The sequence below is a fragment of the Solwaraspora sp. WMMD792 genome (assembly GCF_029626105.1).
Lineage (GTDB): Bacteria > Actinomycetota > Actinomycetes > Mycobacteriales > Micromonosporaceae > Micromonospora_E.
In genome coordinates this window covers 3,459,245-3,475,505 of record NZ_JARUBH010000009.1, presented here as the reverse complement: position 1 = coordinate 3,475,505, position 16,261 = coordinate 3,459,245, and the positions used below count along the sequence as shown (strand labels likewise).

Here is a 16,261-nt window from a genome sequence, read left to right as displayed (position 1 = left end):
GGGGTGACCCGGTGGAGCTTCAGGGGTCGGGCCGGTGGCGGCAACCACCGGCCCGACCCCAACCATCCTCATTCGTAGAGAAGGCAGAGGATAATGGACATCTGCGCGTTGACGAGCACCGCGCTAATCGGCTACCTCGCCGGCCTGTTCTCATTCCGAGTCAAGAGCCGCTGGTGCCCCAAATGCGGCGAACTTACCACCACCCCACCACCACCGCGCTGACACTCAGCCCCGAAATCGGCTCGGGTCTACCCATCCCTGACGTTTTGGGGCCGGTTTCAATCCGGTGCGGTTTTCGTGTGTCCGGAGACTACATCCGCTGAGTGCAAAACTCAGGGATGTCTGATGCGCGTTTCAATCCGGTGCGGTTTTCGTGTGTCCGGAGACCGAGACACAGGTCAGCAGAATGGTGGTTGGGCGGTTCAAGTTTCAATCCGGTGCGGTTTTCGTGTGTCCGGAGACTCCAATGGCTGCGGCGCAGCCTACTGGGGTTGCTGACGTTTCAATCCGGTGCGGTTTTCGTGTGTCCGGAGACCCTGACAGGCAACAGGCGGGGCGGAGGTTGCATCGGGTTTCAATCCGGTGCGGTTTTCGTGTGTCCGGAGACCCTGACAGGCAACAGGCGGGGCGGAGGTTGCATCGGGTTTCAATCCGGTGCGGTTTTCGTGTGTCCGGAGACCGTGTCCGAAATGTTGGGCGGTCTGAGCTGCGCAAACAGGTGGCTCCGAGGGCAACCTCATGATCATCATGATCTTGATGCCGGCTTAGATGATCTCCGTAAGGTGAGTTTTCGCAGCTCAGGCGTACTTTGGGATCTTTCCGCCAACCTCCCCCGGATCCCGGGCGTGTCGGAGGTTGTCGCAATCGACATTTCGCCACAACTCCGGCACCTAATCTTGCGTACATCGATGGCTTGTCCGTCCTCGATGGAGGCCGCTGTGCCCGGCGTGGCTGTCTCACCTCCCGCCCGGTAGTCGCCGACAGGCCGATGTGGAAATTGTCGCTCACCGGGTCGGCTCCGGCAAGGGAAACGGTTGGTACGAGTGGGTGTCCCGGTCGAACGAAAAGACCGTCCACCGCCCCGGATCCGGTGCCGCCAGGCGGGCACCCAACGCCAGCGAGATCGCCACCGAGCCGCTGAGGAACACCGCGTACCGGCCGGTGCGGGCCGCACTCGGCAACGCGGCGGCCAGCCACTCCCGGCGGGCCTGCTCCACCACCCCGGTGTAGGTGGCCGCGTCCTCGGTCAACAACGCACCCGCGCTGCGCAGCACCAGCAGGTGACCGATTCCATGTTGTCGGCAGGTCTCCCGTACCGGATCGGCGAACTGGCGCCCGAAGCCTTGCAGATCCAACGCGAGCGCCGCCCGCGACGGATCCCCGCCCGCCACGACCTCCAGGCTCGCCGACAACGGTGCCACCGCCGACTCGGTGGCCCGCAACGCCGTCGCCGCGAAATACGGGGGAGACCCGTCGGCCTGGCGGACGGCGTGGACCCGCACCTCACGCGAATGGGTGTGACCCAGCCGGGCCCCGAACCAGAACGCCAGATGCAGCGGCATCGTCGGGATCAGATTGACCCGGGTCGCCTCCGGCGTCAGCCGCTGCGCCAGCATCAACGCGTTGAACGTCTCATCCGCCAACTCCTCGACCCGAGTTTTGTCCACCGCCGGATCACCGGACAAGGTGACCGCCGTCGCCACCGTCACCGCACACGTCGACCGGCTGAACTCCTCGGCCTGCTGCTCGTACTGCCGGGCCCTGGCCAGCCCACGCCCGACGTCGCGCGCGGTCACCACGATCCCCACCTGCACCTGCCGGTGCGCCCGCTCCCGCAGCCCGAACCCGGCCACCAGCAGCGCCACCCCGGCCAGGCAACCCACCACGAACCACCACCGGCCGGCCGCCTCACCGACCATCACCGACTTGGCCGCCTCGACACCGAACCCGCCAGCCAGCGCGCCGCCGACCGCCACCGCCGCCGTCCCGTCCGACAACGCCGCCCGCAGCCCGCCCGCCCAGCCGCCCCGGTCACCGCCCGACCCGCCGCCGGCCCGGCCAGCCCGGCCGCCACCGGTGGCCGAGCCGAACACCGTCAGCCCCGGTCCGTCCCACCGATCGTCCGTCACCGTGCCATCATCGACGCCGACCGCGCCACTGTGGAACCCGCCGCCGGGGCAAGGTCGCCATCGGATACCCGACACCGCCGGCTCCGCGACAGATCCACTGAGTAACGTTGATCGGCTCGGCACCATCCCCCGCGACCACCCCCTCGATTGGACGGGCCGTGTCCCCTCGCGTCTCCTTCGTGCTGCACGCCGTCGGGCACGCCGACCTCGGCGTACCCCCACCCGACAGCGCCGGCGCCACCGACCTGCTGCGGCTGCTCGACGAGCGGCCCGACGACGATGACCAGACCCGGCGGATCCTGCGGCTACGCACCCCGGCGCAGACCACCGGCGACACCGCGCCGCTGGCCGCCGCCCTCGCCGCCCTGCACGCCGACCCCGACACCGCCGGCACCGCCGTACACCTGATCCTCGCGACCACCGCCCGGGTCGCCGCCATCGCCGCCGCGATCGACCGCGCCGTCCGTCGCCTGCCCGACCTGTACGGCGGCACCATCGCCGCTGTCACCGTCATGCACGGCGACAGCCTCGACGAGACCGACATCGCCACCGGCGTCACCCGCACCCTCGACACCCACGCCGACCCGGGCACCGACCGGGCGTACGTCGTCTGGGGCAGCGGCTCCACCCAGACCGTCCTCGGCGCGCTCGACGCGGTGATCACGTCCGGCCTGCCGTGGTCGTTGATCCGGATCGGGCCGACCGTGGCGCCCCGGCACGCCGTCTACGACCCGACGGCCGGGTTGCCGGTCGACCCGGTGGTGCCGTTGTTGCGTCGCTGGCGCTACCACGATCTGCTGCGGGTTCTCGCCGACGCGGGTCAGCTGAGCCTGACGGTTGAGCAGCGGCGGGTCGTGGACGCTGAGGCTGATCACTTCGGGCAGGCGTACGTCGTGCCGAACGCCGACCGGATGCGGGCCGTGATGGCCGCCGCGTTGATGCGCGGCGACGGCAGCAGCGGCTTCACCGTCCGCGCCTACGTCGCCCAGCGCTACCACGAACTACGCGCCGCCGACGGCTCCCCGCTGGACCTGCTCACCTGGGCCGAACAGCACGCCAAACGAACCCCGGTCACCCTCGGGGCGATGCTGCGGGTCATCCGCGAGCAACGCGCCGGGCACGCCGACCCGGCGGTACGGGCTGCGAAAGCCGCACCCAGCGGCCGGTGGCTCGCCTCGCAGATCGTGCACCAGCTCAACGAGATGGGCAAAGCCAGCGCCCACGAACTCAGACCACCGGACCCGCTGATGCTCGACGCGCTGCGCCGACACCTGCGCCAACACGACAGAACCCCGACCGCCACCGCCACCGCTGGCGATGGCCTTGGCGTGCCGGCAGCCGGTGACGACGCGCCGGCCGGGCTCGGGCCGCTGACCCTGGTGCCCGGCGACACCGTCTGGTACCTCAGCGTCGTCGGCAACCCGTCGCGCGACGGCAGCCCGTACATCGTCGAACAGATCGTCCAGGCCGCCGCCGACCCCGACCGGCGCGACGACCTCGACCCGGCGGTCCGCACCTACCTCGGGCTGCCGGCCGGCCAGCCGGTGCCGGTCAAGGCGTTGATCCTCGGCACCGCCGCCGGCACCTACCCGCACGCCCGCCAGGCCGCCGACCGGCTGCGGGCCGCCGGGCACACCGCCGTCGCCGCCCCGATCGCCGACCTCGGTGTCGCCGCAGACGACCCGGCCGCGTTCACCGAGCCGGCCGCCGCCGAACTGCTGCGCCAGCACGTCGGCCCGGACACCGGGGCGATCGTGCTCATCCCGACCGGGCCGAAGGAACACGTGCTGACCCTGCTGGCCGCTGGGCAGCAGACCGCAGCCGTACGGGGCATCCCGCTGTTCCTACGGCAACTCGTCACCCGCGATCGGAGCGTGCTCGACGCCGGCACCCACCGGCTGCCGCTGCGCTTCGGCACCGACCTGGCCATCCTCGCCGCCGCCAGCCACGCCCTGGACGTGGCCGAACTCGACACCGCCGCCCGACTGCTCGGCACCCTCGCCACCGGACAGCCGCTGAGCGCCCGCGCGGTGAGCCTGTCCGACGCGCTGCGCTGCGCCACCCCGCGGCTGCGCCGCTGGCCGGTACCGGTGCAGGCCGGCGTCACCACCACCGAGGACTGCACCTTCCGGATGATCGGCGAACGGATCGACGTGTGGGCCGCGCTGCCCGACGTCGACCGGGACGCCGCCACCGGGATGCGCGCCATCATCGGCGCCTGCGCCAGCACCGAACACTCCATCGACGCCAACCGGCTCAAGGAAGCCACCCGGCGGCAGGTGCTGCGACCGCTGTACGAGATCCGCAACCGGCTGCCGATCACCCACGGCCACGGCCGCGCCGACGGCGACACCCCGGAGCCGCTCAACCCTGAGCCGCTCAACCTGGAGCCGCTGATCGTGGAGCGCACCGGGGGAGCGCAGCACACCGTCAGCGGGCTGCTCACCGCGATGGCCGCCGCCGCCCGCACCACCTTCGGCGACCGCCCCGGCACCGGCCCCCGACTGGCCGACCTGCTCGCCGAGCTGCGCGCCGACGTACGCCGGCTGCGCGACACCGAACACACCGAGCTGGCCTGGCGCGCCGAACGGGCCGGCCAGGCGGGTCGACCCGGACTGCCCGGCCTGGGCGGCCTGGGCGACAACAGGCTCGGCACCATCATCGACACCCGACCCGAATAGGACGAATGTGACCCGACACGTCACCTACCTGCTCCACGCCGTCGGAAACTCCGACCTCGGTGCACCGGCGGGCCGCGCCCGCCTTTCGGCCGGGCAGGCCGACGCCGGTGAGCTCCTCGCCCGGCTCGAACAGCGGCCCGACGACGACCCCCAAACCCGGCAGATCCTGCTGCTACGCACCCCCGAGCAGACAACCGGCCAGGTCGCGCCGCTCGCCGCCGCACTGGGCGCCCTGCCGACCGATACCGGCGCCACCACCATCCACCTGGTGCTCCTGTGCACCCCGGTCGTCGCGCCGATCGCCGACGTCATCGCGCACGCCCTCGACCGCCAACCCGACCTGTACGGCGTACCGGTCACCGCCGTCACCATCGTCCACGGCGTGAGCGTCACCGAACCCGACATCGCCTGCGGTGTCGCCCGCTTCCTGCGCAGCCGCGCCGACTCCATTGCGGGGCGGGTCTACACGGTATGGGGCAGCGGCTCCACCCAGGTCATCCTCGGCGCGCTCGACGCGGTGATCACGTCCGGGTTGCCGTGGTCGTTGATCCGGATCGGGCCGACCGTGGTGCCCCGGCACGCCGTCTACGACCCGACGGCCGGGTTGCCGGTCGACCCGGTGGTGCCGTTGCTGCGTCGCTGGCGTTACCACGATCTGCTGCGGGTTCTCGCCGACACGGGCCAGCTGAGCCTGACGGTCGAGCAGCGGCGGGTCGTCGACGCGGAGGCTGATCACTTCGGGCGGGCGTACGTCGTGCCGAACGCCGACCGGATGCGGGCCGTGATGGCCGCCGCGTTGATGCGCGGCGACGGCAGCAGCGGCTTCGCCGTCCGCGCCTACATCGTCCACCGCTACCAGGAGCTGCGGGAACACGACGGCAGCACGCTCGATCTGCTCACCTGGGCGCAGCAGCGCAACGGGCGACGGACCGCCACCCTCGGCAAGCTGATAGGCACGATCGACCGGGAGCATCAGGATGCCGCCGTGCTCGACGCGAAGCGCACGGCCAGCGGCGAGTGGCTCCTCTCGCCGATCGTGCGGCAGCTCAACGAGATGGGCAAGGACAGCTCTCACGAACTCGCGCCGCCGCAGCCGGCGATGCTCGACGCCCTGCGCCGGCACCTCGCCGAACACGACACCGCCCCGGCGGCCGACCTGCCCACCCTGTCCGGACTCGGGCCGCTGCCCCTGGTGCCCGGCGACACCGTCTGCTACCTCACCATCCTCGGCTGGCCGGACAGCAAAGGCGGTGACTACGTCGTCGAGGAGATCGCCGATGCTGTCCAACAGAACCGGTGGCGGCGGATCGAGAAAGACGTCCAGACCTACCTCGGCGGTCCGGTCGAGGTACCGGTGAAAATGATCATCCTCGGCACCGCCTCCGGGACGTTCACCCACGCGCAGCGGGTCGGCGAGCAGCTGCGCGCCGCTGGACACACCGTCGTCACCGCTTCGGTCGCTGCCGTCGGGCTCGACCCCGACCATCCGGACGCGTTCACCGAGAAGGCCGCGGTCGAGCTGCTGAGCCAACACGTCGGCCCGGACACCGGGGCGATCGTGCTGATCCCGACCGGGCCGAAGGAGCACGTGCTGACCCTGCTCGACGCCGGGCAACAGATCGCCGCCGTACGGGGCATCCCGCTGTTCCTGCGCCAGCTCGTCACCAAGACCCAGACTGTGCTCGACGCCGGCACCCACCGGCTGCCGCTGCGGTTCGGCACCGACCGGGCCATCCTCGCCGCCGCCAGCCACGCCCTGGACGTCGCCGAACTCGACACCGCCGCCCGGCTACTCGGCACCCTCGCCACCGGCAAACAGTTGCGCGACAAAGCGCAGTGTCTGTCAAACGCGTTGCGCCTCGCCGGCGAGCCGGAGGACTGGCCGATGACCACCGTAGACGCCGAGGACCGCGCCGTCCGCATGGTCGCCGAACGGATCGGGGTGTGGGCCGCGCTGCCCGGCGTCGACACGGACCCGGCAACCGGGATGCGGGCGATCATCGGTGCCTGCGCCTGCGCCGAACGCTCAGCTGACAACCACGCACAGACCAAGACGAAGATCCGCAACGAGCTGACTTGGATGTTCGACACCCGCAACCAGTTGCCGGTCACCCATGGGCACGGGCCGTTCGACGCCCGCGCCCTCGACGACCTGATCCTGGAGCGCACCGGGGGAGCGCAGCACACCGTCAGCGGCCTGCTCACCGCGATGGCCACCGCCGCCCGTACCGCGTTCGGTGACCGAGTCGGCGGCGGCCCTCGGCTGGCCGACGTGCTCGCCGAGCTACGCGACGACGTACGCCGACTGCGCGACACCTGACACGTCCGCCGGGCCGGCGCCGGGCTCCGGTGGCGGGACCTCCACCGGAGCCCGGCCGGCTCACCGGCGCGCAGAGTTACTTCTTTTCACCGCCGTTCTTTCCACCGCCACCGCCGTTCTTGCCGTTGCCCCCGTTACCGCCACCCTTGCCGCCAGCGTTGCGTTCCTTCTTCATCGGGTGGTACGGCAGGACGAGGTTTTCTGGGTTGGACAGCTCACCCAACGCCAGCCGTCGGTCCTTCGGCCGGTTGTCCTTCTCGCCGATGGCGTCGTTGGTCACCCACCAGTCGTAGGTGGTGTTGCGTGGCGTCGACGGCTGGCCTGGCTGCGGCGGCGTGTGCTCCTTGTCGGTGTCCGCCGCCCGGGGGTAGTGCACCGGGGCATTGAGGAAACCGTAGGCGGCGTTCAGGAACTCCGTCCGTACCGTTGGGAGATGTTCGCGCAGTAGTGCGTCGTAGTCGTCGATCAGCTGCCGGACGGCCGACACTTCGACCGGCTCCGGCGAGCGCGACAACAGTCGGTAGCGCTCCCGCAGCCGGTCGCCATGGAACAGTCTGGTGTCGTCCCAGTTCACCTCGGCCCGCACCGCGCCGAACCCGAGCGGCTTGCCCAGCCCGAGCTTGAGGCAGGCACCTTCGGGTAGCCACAGCAGCCACAGCAGCGCGCCGAGTTCGGTGTCGGTGAGGTTGTCGACCTGCAGCGTCAGCCGGAACTTCGTGCCCTGCTTCACCCACTGCGACACCGACGTGATGACGTCCACGTTGTCCTTGTCACCGTCGCGGACCGGCGTCCGGGCGTACTCGCGGTAGCGCGGGCCGGCTTTGACGTGCACGAGGTCCGGCTTCAGCGGGCCGGTGCCGTCGGCAGCCGGCGGATTCCAGTACGCGGGGGAGTGCTGGCCGTAGAGCACCTCCGCGTGGGTCAGATAGACCTTGCGCCCGCGCAATCGGCGCCGGCCCGGCTCGGCCGGGTAGCCCTCGTCGGCGTCCTTCGCCACTCCGTTGAGCGGTTTTCCGTCGCGGTCACCCAGGTAGAAACGGAACTGTGACGGCTTGGGGGAGTTGAGGGCGACCAGCTGCAGCCCTCCACCGATCCGGTGCACGCTGCTCGGGTCCGGTGCCTGTGACTCGTGTGGCGGCAGCACCCGCAGATGCCCCCGATAGGCGGGGCCTTCGTCACCTCGGCGGCCATCCTGCCCCACCCAGCCGAATACCCGGTCGGCTGGCGACAGCTCCGAATGATTCTTCGCCGGACGGTGTGCTTCCGGCAGGCTCTGCTCCGGCGTGCCGGCAAACGGCACCCGACCGACCATCGCCGGGAACAGCCGGTTGGCCTGGATCGTGCGGCCCTTCGCCGAGTCGACCTCCTCGATCCTGACGTAGAGGGTGTCGTGCGGGCGCAGTTGCCTCCACCGCTGCGGCTGCCACACGTACTGGCCGTAGCGGGTGTGCGTGTCCTTCTCCCGGTGATGCGCCTGGTGGTACGAGTCGATCGTGGCCTGCCAGCCGTCGAGCAGTTGCTTGTCGACGGTGACCTTGGTCAGCTTCGCATCGGCGGGGCCGCCGAGCACCTGGGTGACCACGAAACGCTCGTACCGTTTCCGTTCACCGCCGGCCGGGAAGGTGCTGCCGGTACGGTGCAGCCGTCCCCGAACCTTGACCAGGTCATGTTGCGCATCGATCGTCAGCCCGCGGGTGCGCTTCTTCTCACGCTCGATGTCCTCGCTCCGCCGTTGTCGCGCCGTCGACTTGTCGCACAACTTGCCCGGCTCGGCAAGGGCGGCGACCCGCCACAGCGGGAACTTGCCGAGCCTGGCGAAGTAGATCCACGCTTCCAGGTCAGGGCTGCGCGGTGGGTCCTCGGCACCGTCCGTGCCGTGCCCGATCTTGCCACTGCAGCCGCCGGTGCACTCGCATCGCAGCGTCATCTTCGACCACACCGCCGTCTGCACCGGCCGCTCCAGCTTCTTGCCCTGCAGATGGTGCGGCGTGAGGGACTCGACCACCTGCAGGGTGGCGGTGTCGTCGCCGACCTCCAGCACCACCGCCGGTCGCAGGTCGGCGAGGCTCTCGTCAACAGTCGACCGGATGGCCATCTGCCTGTCCTGCTGGAATACCCCGAACCGCGAGTTTGTGATCATTTCGTACGCCGAGCGCAGCGCGCCTTTGACCGCCGACCCGGCCAGCATCGGACGGCCCTTGTGGTCCACCCGCACCTCCAGCGGCTCATCGGCGTTCGTGCTGGTGGCCGCACGTCGCCCGTGGTCGGGGATCAACATCGGGGTACGGGTGGTGATGGTGACGCCGATCGTCCCGGTCCACCGGTCGGCGTGGTAACGGTCATGGCCGGCCAGCTTGCCTGCCAATCTGCTGTCCAACCCGCAGTCCGACAGCGACTTCGGCAGCTCTGCCCGGTCCGGGATCGAGACGAAGGCGTACGGGTTGAGGAACCCGTTGCCGATCGGCAACGGCTCGGGCGCCTCGCTCGGAACCTGGTCGATCGTCATCGTGCGGCCCCCTTGTCCTTCGGCGTCGGAAACGGTCGGGCCACCAGCCCGACCAGACGTTCATCCACGACGGCTACGTTGCCGTGCTCGTCGTTCTCGGCGTACTCGACCGCCTGCAGCCACACCAGGGAGCCTTCCGGTGCCGGCCCGTCGACCGGCACCGGCAGCGTGCCGATCCGCCCGTCGTGCAGCGTCACCCAGCCGTGGTCGTTGCGTTCGCCGACCACGGCGCCCCACAGCAGCCGCTCGTACGGCTTGTGCTGCAGCCGCCATGGCACGCCTGGCCGGCTGCGGCCGGTGTCGGACTCGCCGACCCAGTGAGCGGTGCCCGTTCCGCCGCTGTCATGCAACCAGCGCAACTCGGCCTCACCGGTGAACGCCCGGAGCTCGAACACACCGGTCAGGTCGAGCGCCGACCCGTCATCGCCCCGAGCCACCCCGTCGGAGGCGAACCGGAACCAGCGGACATCCGCCGGCCGGTAGCAGAAACCCACTCCCGACGTGCCGGCGGCGAACGCAGCCAGCGCCGCGCCGGCCGGGCCCGCGTCGACCGGACTAACGGTACGGATGGTCTTGCTCATGCCGGTGCTCCTTCAGCTGTGGCCAGCCAGGCGGTGGTCAGCGACGCCGTCAGCTCCTGGTCGGCCAGCACCTGGGCCAGCGACCGGCCGTCGAGGCAGCTGAACCAGCCGGTCATCGAGCCGGCAGTGAAGCGGACCTTGTCGGCGTCGACCCGTACGCCACCGGCACCACGGGTGGTGCCGTGGCCGAAGCCGAGCCAGCCGTCGCACAGGTCCCGCAGCACCAGCAGCAGCAACGCCAGCGCGGCAAGCTGTTCTGGCGGGGCGCACTGCCCGTCCTGCTCGGATCCGGGGTCCGGCTTCGACGGCGCCGGCCCGAGTTCGTTGACCCGCAGATCGAGGGTGATCGGCTGCCACGCCTTGTCGCCAGTGGCGTGCGGCTCCAAGGTGGCGAACAGCAGCGCGTCCGCAGCGCCGCCGGTCCACCGGTCCACCGCCACATGGTGCGCGATCATGAACTTGATGTCCTTGACGCCACGGTTCAGCTCGTCGACGGCGAGCTGCAGCTGGCCCAACGCGACCCGGTGCACGTCTGCTTCCTGCTGGGTGCCATCCTTGCTGGCCGTGTTCGCGGTGTTGCCGGCCGCCTGCGGTTTATTCTTCTCCCTTCTTCTTCTCGATCGTCTGTTGTCGGGCTTCTTATCGATCTCGACACCACCACCACGTGCACTGTCACCGAGGCGTTGCTGCAGCAGGCGCACGGCGTCCCACTGAGCCGCCGGCAAGGTGGCCTCGCTGGTACAGGTGGCCACCTGCAACGCGCCGCGCCGACCCGTCGGTTGATCCCGGTCCCTGCTGTCGCGGGCGGCGGCGGTGCCGAACAGGGCCGCCACCGAGTCGAGCCCGTCGGCCCGCATCTGGTCCAGGAAGTCCTCGGGAGCGGACTTGCCGGTCACCGTACGGGTGATCCGCTCGGCGTGACTGCGCAGCACACCTTTGATCGAGCTGCCCGGCAGCTCCAGGTGGATGCCAGCCTCGTCGCGGCCGGTCAACGGAAACGCGCTGACCACGTCACCGTCCGCGCTGACCTGCACCGCCAGCGGACCGTGCGGACGCCACGGCACCCGAATCCGCAGCACACCGGCCGGCACTTGATCCGGATCCGCAGAGGGCAGGCCGACCGGCTCCCCACCGCTGCGCAGCGCGGCGAGCATGCCGGCCCGGGTGGCCAGATCCGATTTGCGCCGTACGGCGTCCGTCAGCCGGACCAGGCCGAGCCCACGGGTGGTGGCCGCGCCGACGCTGATGCCGGGGCCGCGTAGCTGAGCCGCGACCGCTTCGACCAGAGTCTGCGCCGCTGCCGCGTCGCCGTCTGCGGGGGCGTCGACCACCATGCGGAAGGCGAATCGGGTGCCGGCGGCCAGCACCTCCCGGCTGAACAGGTGCCCCTTGGCCGCCGCACCGTGGAACCGGTCAATCGACACATGGTCACGTACCTCGACGTGCGGGCTGCCGAGCGCGGGGGCGTCGTCGACCCGTACCCAGGAAGCCTGCCCGCCGTCGCCGTCCGCATCGGACGGCAGGCCCCACAGGACACTGTCGGGGCTCCCTGCCCCGCGTAGCGCGGAGCGGATCACCCCGGCCAGCGCGGTGCCGGGCAGCAGCGGCCGGCCGGCACCGTCGCGGGCCTGGACCAGCTGCGCCGGCCCGGCGTCGAGACCACCGATGTGCACCGCAGCCTTAGCGACGAGGATGCCGGTCAGCTCCCACCTGATTGCCACCTGGCGGCTCATACCGGCACCTCCTCGTTGCGGTCGGCTTCTGGACCGGCCTGCTGGTCGTCGTCTGTCCCCGGGTTGCGGCGTCGTTCGACCTCGGCCCGCGCCACCTCGGTGAGCAGCCAGCCGGCTGCCTGCTGGTACAGCTCGCCCGCGATGGGTTCCGGCGGACGAACGCCCAGATGGGTCCACAGCTTCTCGTCGCCGCCGGCCAGCAGCGCCAACTGATCGAGCCGCTGCTCGCCCCACACCTGCATGCGTGGCGGGTTGCGCCGGGTCGCCGCGATCCAGCTCCGCAGCTGCGCTGAGCCGTCACCAGCGGTGAGCCGGTCGGCCAACGTGCGCAGGATCCCAAGCTGCGCCGCGGTCGCGTTGCCCGGCACGAGAAGGTCGCGCAGGGTGTCGTCGGCTGCCCGGACCGCTGCCGTACGGTGCAGTTCCCGCCGCCAGCCACGCTCCAGCAGATCGACCGCCAACTCCGGTACGTCATCCGGAAGCCACCGTCGGGCCGTGCCCTCACCGCCCCTGCTGCCGTCCTTGTTCTTGTCGGGTTTGGGTAGCTGGACCGTCTCCTGGCCGAGTAGCCAGGGCTGCAACGCCAGCCGGCCGTAGCCTTCGGCGGTCCGCTCCCCGAGCCCGGCGGCCTCGATCCGGTGCAGCGCTTCGTCGGTGGGCACCCCACTCATCTGGAACCGCACGACGCTGCCGGCGGCGATTCCGGTCAGTGACGGGCGCGGCATCGACCAACGGCGCTGCCATGACTCGACCCGCCGGGTGGTGACGAACTCCGCCGGTGGTTGTCCCGGCTTCAGCGGCGGCAGTTTCAGGTCGACGCCCAGCGCCTCGCCGAGCACGGTGCCCAGCAGGTTCGGACTGGTCACCGGCGCACCGGCCGGGCCGCGCAGCAGCAGATCCGACAGCAACCACACGACCAGCTCGCCCTCGATTGGATCTTCGTCGCGGCTGGTCAACGCCGACTTGGTGGGCTGGTCGATGACCTCGACCCTGATGTGGCCGTAATCGTCCTTGCGGGACCGTCCGATCGCGTGTTCGCCGTTGATCCAGTCGGTGTCCAACTCCGCGTCGGCGGGGAGCCACAGCTCGCAACGCAGCACTGTGCCGGCGGCGATCGCCTCGTAGACGAACAGGCCACCGGACTCCTCGGTCGGCCGCTGCGACGTGTCGTCGATGACGGCGTGCGCCTGCGTCACCAGGTCCACCTCGGCGATGCGGATGCCGCCGTCAACGGTGTCGCGGACGCAAAAGCCGACCATGGTCCGCAGTCGTTTGCCGTCGTCGCTACGGGGCTTCAGCAGATTCACCAGGACCGGTGGTTCGTCCGACCGGTTGGGGTCGGCGTCCTTGAACTCGTGCAGGGAGCGGGGCAGCGGCAGCGACCGTTCGTTGCCGACCTCGACGGTGGCGTTGGTGACCACCACCTGACCGCTGGTGATCAGCTCGGTGGCGCGGTCGCCGAGCGCCTTGGCCACCATCGGCAGCAGCGACGTGCCGGGCACGAACCGTTCAGACAACACCAGGTTGCCGAGCACGCCACGGGCCACCATCAACGGAGTCAGCGCGGTGATCCGCAGATCCTGACGGTGCTCCGGCGAAGTCTTGGCCTTGGCGCCGAGCGTCGTACCGGCCGTTTCCGTGCCAGCTGTCGCCACCGACTTGGCCGGGGTCTTCGCCTGATCGATCTTGTGCAGCAGAGCGGTCAGCCGGGGACCGGCACCGCCGTCGGTGCCGTGGCCGGCGATGGTGACCCGGCACCGCCCCGCGCCGCGCCGCCGCTTGCCGCCGACGGCGTCGACCAGCCGGGCGGCGGCCAGCAGCAGCAGTTCGGCCTCCCACGGCACCGGGTCGCCGACGGCGAGCCCTGGAAAGTCCAGCTGCCAGTCGGCGGTCACCGTCAACCCGACCGCAGCCCGTTCCTCGACGCGGAACATGTCGTCTGCTGCGGTGTGCCGATACTGGTCGATCTGCACCCCGGGACGCAGCAACACAGCCGCCTCCCGGGCCAGGACACGGTCCCGGTCGCCGAACGCCGCGACCGCCTCCCGTACATCGGTGTGCAGGCGTAGCGGCCGGGCCTGCAGCGCTGCCGGAACCGGCATCGAGCGTGGCTGCGGTCGTGGCTCGCCAGCCGCGTCGGGGCCGAGTCGTTGCAGGGACGACGCACCGGGCTGGCTGCCGAAAACCGCCTCCACCCAGGCGTGCCAGGTGCCGGTGACGCCTTCGTCCAAACCGGTGGCGACGGTCTCCGCCGCGTCACGCAGCACCGCCGCGAGTGCCTTGCCGCGCAGCATCGGCAGCCCGTCGGCATCGCGCTGCACCTCGCGGTCCACCGCGCCGTGCCGGCCGGTGCCGGTGCCGCAGGCCCAGTCGCTGAGGAACTCCACGTCGACGGTGAATGGCTGACCGTTACGCAGCCCGGCGTTGCCCGCCGCTGACTTGGTGTTGGTCATCAGGCCGCCTCCCTGGACGGCTGCGCCGCGCGGATGTTGTCGCGTTCCGCAGCGGTGTGTGGGGCGGTGCCGGTCGCCATGTCGATCAGGTCGATCGCGCCGAGAATCCGGCTGAACGTGACGCCGGAATCCGATGGCGGTTCGTCGACCAGCAGATGGTCCCGCAGGAACGCGTCCGCCTTCTCCCTGTTGGGCGCCCATACGGTGACCTGGTCACGAGCCCGGTTTGTTTCGGTCCGGCCGGCGAGCAGCGCCTGCCGCAGCCGGTGCAGGGCACTGCGGGGCAGCACCGGCGGGTCGGTCTCACTCGGCTTGCGGCCCAGTTCCTTGGCCACTTCGCGCAACAGTGTGACGTCGTGCGCCGCCGCCCAGCCGCCTTTCGTCGGCTCGCCGATGACCACCGGACCGGGCCACAGCCGCAACTCGGCCTCGTCGCCATCGGTCACGGTCAGCGGTGCGCGGATCCGTCCCAGGCTCTGCCCGATCGAGTCGTGCAGCACGTGGAAGTCCAGCGCACCGTAGCTGGGATCGATCCGCTTGATCTGTTTGGCGGAACTGCACAATTCCTCGGCCAACTCGTACGCCTGGCTGAACGGGTAATGCGGTTTGACGTACGCGATCCCGGCGCAGGCGGTCAGACCCGGCAACCGCGCGTCGGTCAGCACCTGCGAGATGGTTTCGTTGCCGGCGGCCTGCTCGGCGAACCGTTCCACGAAGGTCGCGGTCACTTCGAACGCCGGCCGGGCGTCCATCACCACGGTCACGTCGTCGCCGCCGACGACCAGCGGCAGCAGCCAACCGGTCCGGTCGTTGACCTGCTCGACGGCGTACCGCAGGGCGGTGACCGTCACCTCGTCGAGCGCCCGGCTGAAGGCACCCAGCTTGGTGAGGAAATCTTGACCGCTGTACGTCGTGCTGATCTTGCGGAATACGTCGCCGATGCCGTTGCCGTCGGCGTGCATCACCGCGACCCAGCCGGCGTTGCTGACCCCGTCGTTCAACTTGTCGGCCTGGACCACTGCCGAGTCGACCAGTCGATCGGCCATCCGGTCCCGGCCGACGTTGCGCCGCCGCCAGGCCGCGTCGACCTTCGCCGCCCTCGGGTACGGTGTGCCGCCTTCGTCGCCGAACGCGGTCGACGGCTGCCCCGAGTAGTGGCAGGGCCGGGTGAACGGCAGCGTCGGGTGCCGCAGCAGCGGCGACGGGCGGCGGCTGCGCCACGCCGCCTGCAACTGGTACGCCCGGCTCAGCCCATCCGCCAGGTCGGCGTCGTTGTCGACCGCCTTCGGGTCAACGGTGCCCCAGATTTCCAGCCCTGGCGCCTGATGCAGTGCCCGGCGGGTCACCGCCCTGATGACTGCCCTCCCATCGGCGGCGTTCGGGGCCAGCAGCAGTGCTTTGCCGGAGGCAGCTACCACGATCTCGACAGCATCCCGCCCGGACCTCTCGTTGATCTTTCTGACCGCCTCGGTCACCCACTCGGTGCCGCTCCGGAAGATCAATTCGCTGGCTCCGACGTTCACCGCCTGTTTGTTGCTGGCGAACACGTACGCCTGATTGGCGCCGGTCTCTATCACCACCCAGTGCCGGCTCTTGCCGCTCGCTGGAGACTGGCTGCTCATCCGTTCCCCTCTGTCGTTCCGGTGCCTGTACTTAAGACACGGACGGACAGGCGGACCGTGGATGCCGGCCCACCGCTGCGCCGAGGGCAGCCGGCAAACATATCCGACCCGACTGGCCAGCCGCACCCAACCGGTAGACAGATTTCAGACAACCGCCCGGGTACGGCCAATGGTTCGCCGCCGACGCCGGACAGCCAGCGGTTGATCCACTTCGGCTGATCGACGCGACATGCCGT

8 protein-coding genes and 1 CRISPR repeat array are annotated in these 16,261 nt (G+C 70.4%); of the genes, 2 read left to right on the top strand and 6 right to left on the bottom strand.

What is annotated here, in order from left to right; genetic code table 11:
- Positions 1–275: 275 nt before the first annotated feature.
- Positions 276–679: a CRISPR direct-repeat array (repeat unit 36 nt; unit sequence GTTTCAATCCGGTGCGGTTTTCGTGTGTCCGGAGAC).
- Between the two features lie 325 nt (positions 680–1,004).
- On the bottom strand, positions 1,005–2,129 hold the full coding sequence (locus tag O7629_RS16625) for an SAVED domain-containing protein (protein WP_278170228.1): 1,125 nt from the start codon (positions 2,127–2,129) through the stop codon (positions 1,005–1,007).
- Positions 2,130–2,287: 158 nt separating this feature from the next.
- Here O7629_RS16625 and O7629_RS16620 point away from each other — a divergent pair, with 158 nt between their 5' ends.
- Together O7629_RS16620 and O7629_RS16615 are read left to right on the top strand one after the other, a co-directional pair.
- Positions 2,288–4,810 (top strand): hypothetical protein, encoded by a 2,523-nt coding sequence (locus O7629_RS16620; RefSeq protein WP_278170227.1) that lies wholly within the window; start codon positions 2,288–2,290, stop codon positions 4,808–4,810.
- 7 nt (positions 4,811–4,817) lie between these two features.
- On the top strand, positions 4,818–7,130 hold the full coding sequence (locus O7629_RS16615) for a hypothetical protein (RefSeq protein WP_278170226.1): 2,313 nt from the start codon (positions 4,818–4,820) through the stop codon (positions 7,128–7,130).
- A 76-nt stretch (positions 7,131–7,206) separates the two neighbouring features.
- Here the strand turns inward: O7629_RS16615 and O7629_RS16610 are convergent, their stop codons facing one another.
- Genes O7629_RS16610 through O7629_RS16590 form a run of 5 tightly spaced genes read right to left on the bottom strand, consistent with a single transcriptional unit; the run spans position 7,207 to position 16,025 of the window.
- Complete coding sequence (locus O7629_RS16610) at positions 7,207–9,636, bottom strand: RAMP superfamily CRISPR-associated protein (protein ID WP_278170225.1); 2,430 nt, start codon at positions 9,634–9,636, stop codon at positions 7,207–7,209.
- A complete protein-coding gene (gene csx19 / locus O7629_RS16605; protein ID WP_278170224.1) occupies positions 9,633–10,217 on the bottom strand; it encodes a CRISPR-associated protein Csx19 in 585 nt (194 codons plus the stop codon). Before csx19 ends, O7629_RS16610 begins: the two co-directional genes overlap by 4 nt.
- Positions 10,214–11,950, bottom strand: coding sequence for an RAMP superfamily CRISPR-associated protein (locus O7629_RS16600; protein WP_278170223.1), 1,737 nt, complete (start codon positions 11,948–11,950; stop codon positions 10,214–10,216). Before O7629_RS16600 ends, csx19 begins: the two co-directional genes overlap by 4 nt.
- Complete coding sequence (locus O7629_RS16595) at positions 11,947–14,403, bottom strand: RAMP superfamily CRISPR-associated protein (RefSeq protein ID WP_278170222.1); 2,457 nt, start codon at positions 14,401–14,403, stop codon at positions 11,947–11,949. Before O7629_RS16595 ends, O7629_RS16600 begins: the two co-directional genes overlap by 4 nt.
- On the bottom strand, positions 14,403–16,025 hold the full coding sequence (locus O7629_RS16590; RefSeq protein ID WP_278170221.1) for a hypothetical protein: 1,623 nt from the start codon (positions 16,023–16,025) through the stop codon (positions 14,403–14,405). The genes O7629_RS16595 and O7629_RS16590 overlap by 1 nt, the downstream gene beginning before the upstream one ends.
- Positions 16,026–16,261: the final 236 nt, after the last annotated feature.

Coding starts and splice junctions, on each gene's coding strand:
- O7629_RS16610 (WP_278170225.1), bottom strand. CDS start 9,636: ATGACGATCGACCAGGTTCCGAGCGAGGCGCCCGAGCCGTTGCCGATC.
- csx19 (WP_278170224.1), bottom strand. CDS start 10,217: ATGAGCAAGACCATCCGTACCGTTAGTCCGGTCGACGCGGGCCCGGCC.
- O7629_RS16600 (WP_278170223.1), bottom strand. CDS start 11,950: ATGAGCCGCCAGGTGGCAATCAGGTGGGAGCTGACCGGCATCCTCGTC.
- O7629_RS16595 (WP_278170222.1), bottom strand. CDS start 14,403: ATGACCAACACCAAGTCAGCGGCGGGCAACGCCGGGCTGCGTAACGGT.
- O7629_RS16590 (WP_278170221.1), bottom strand. CDS start 16,025: ATGAGCAGCCAGTCTCCAGCGAGCGGCAAGAGCCGGCACTGGGTGGTG.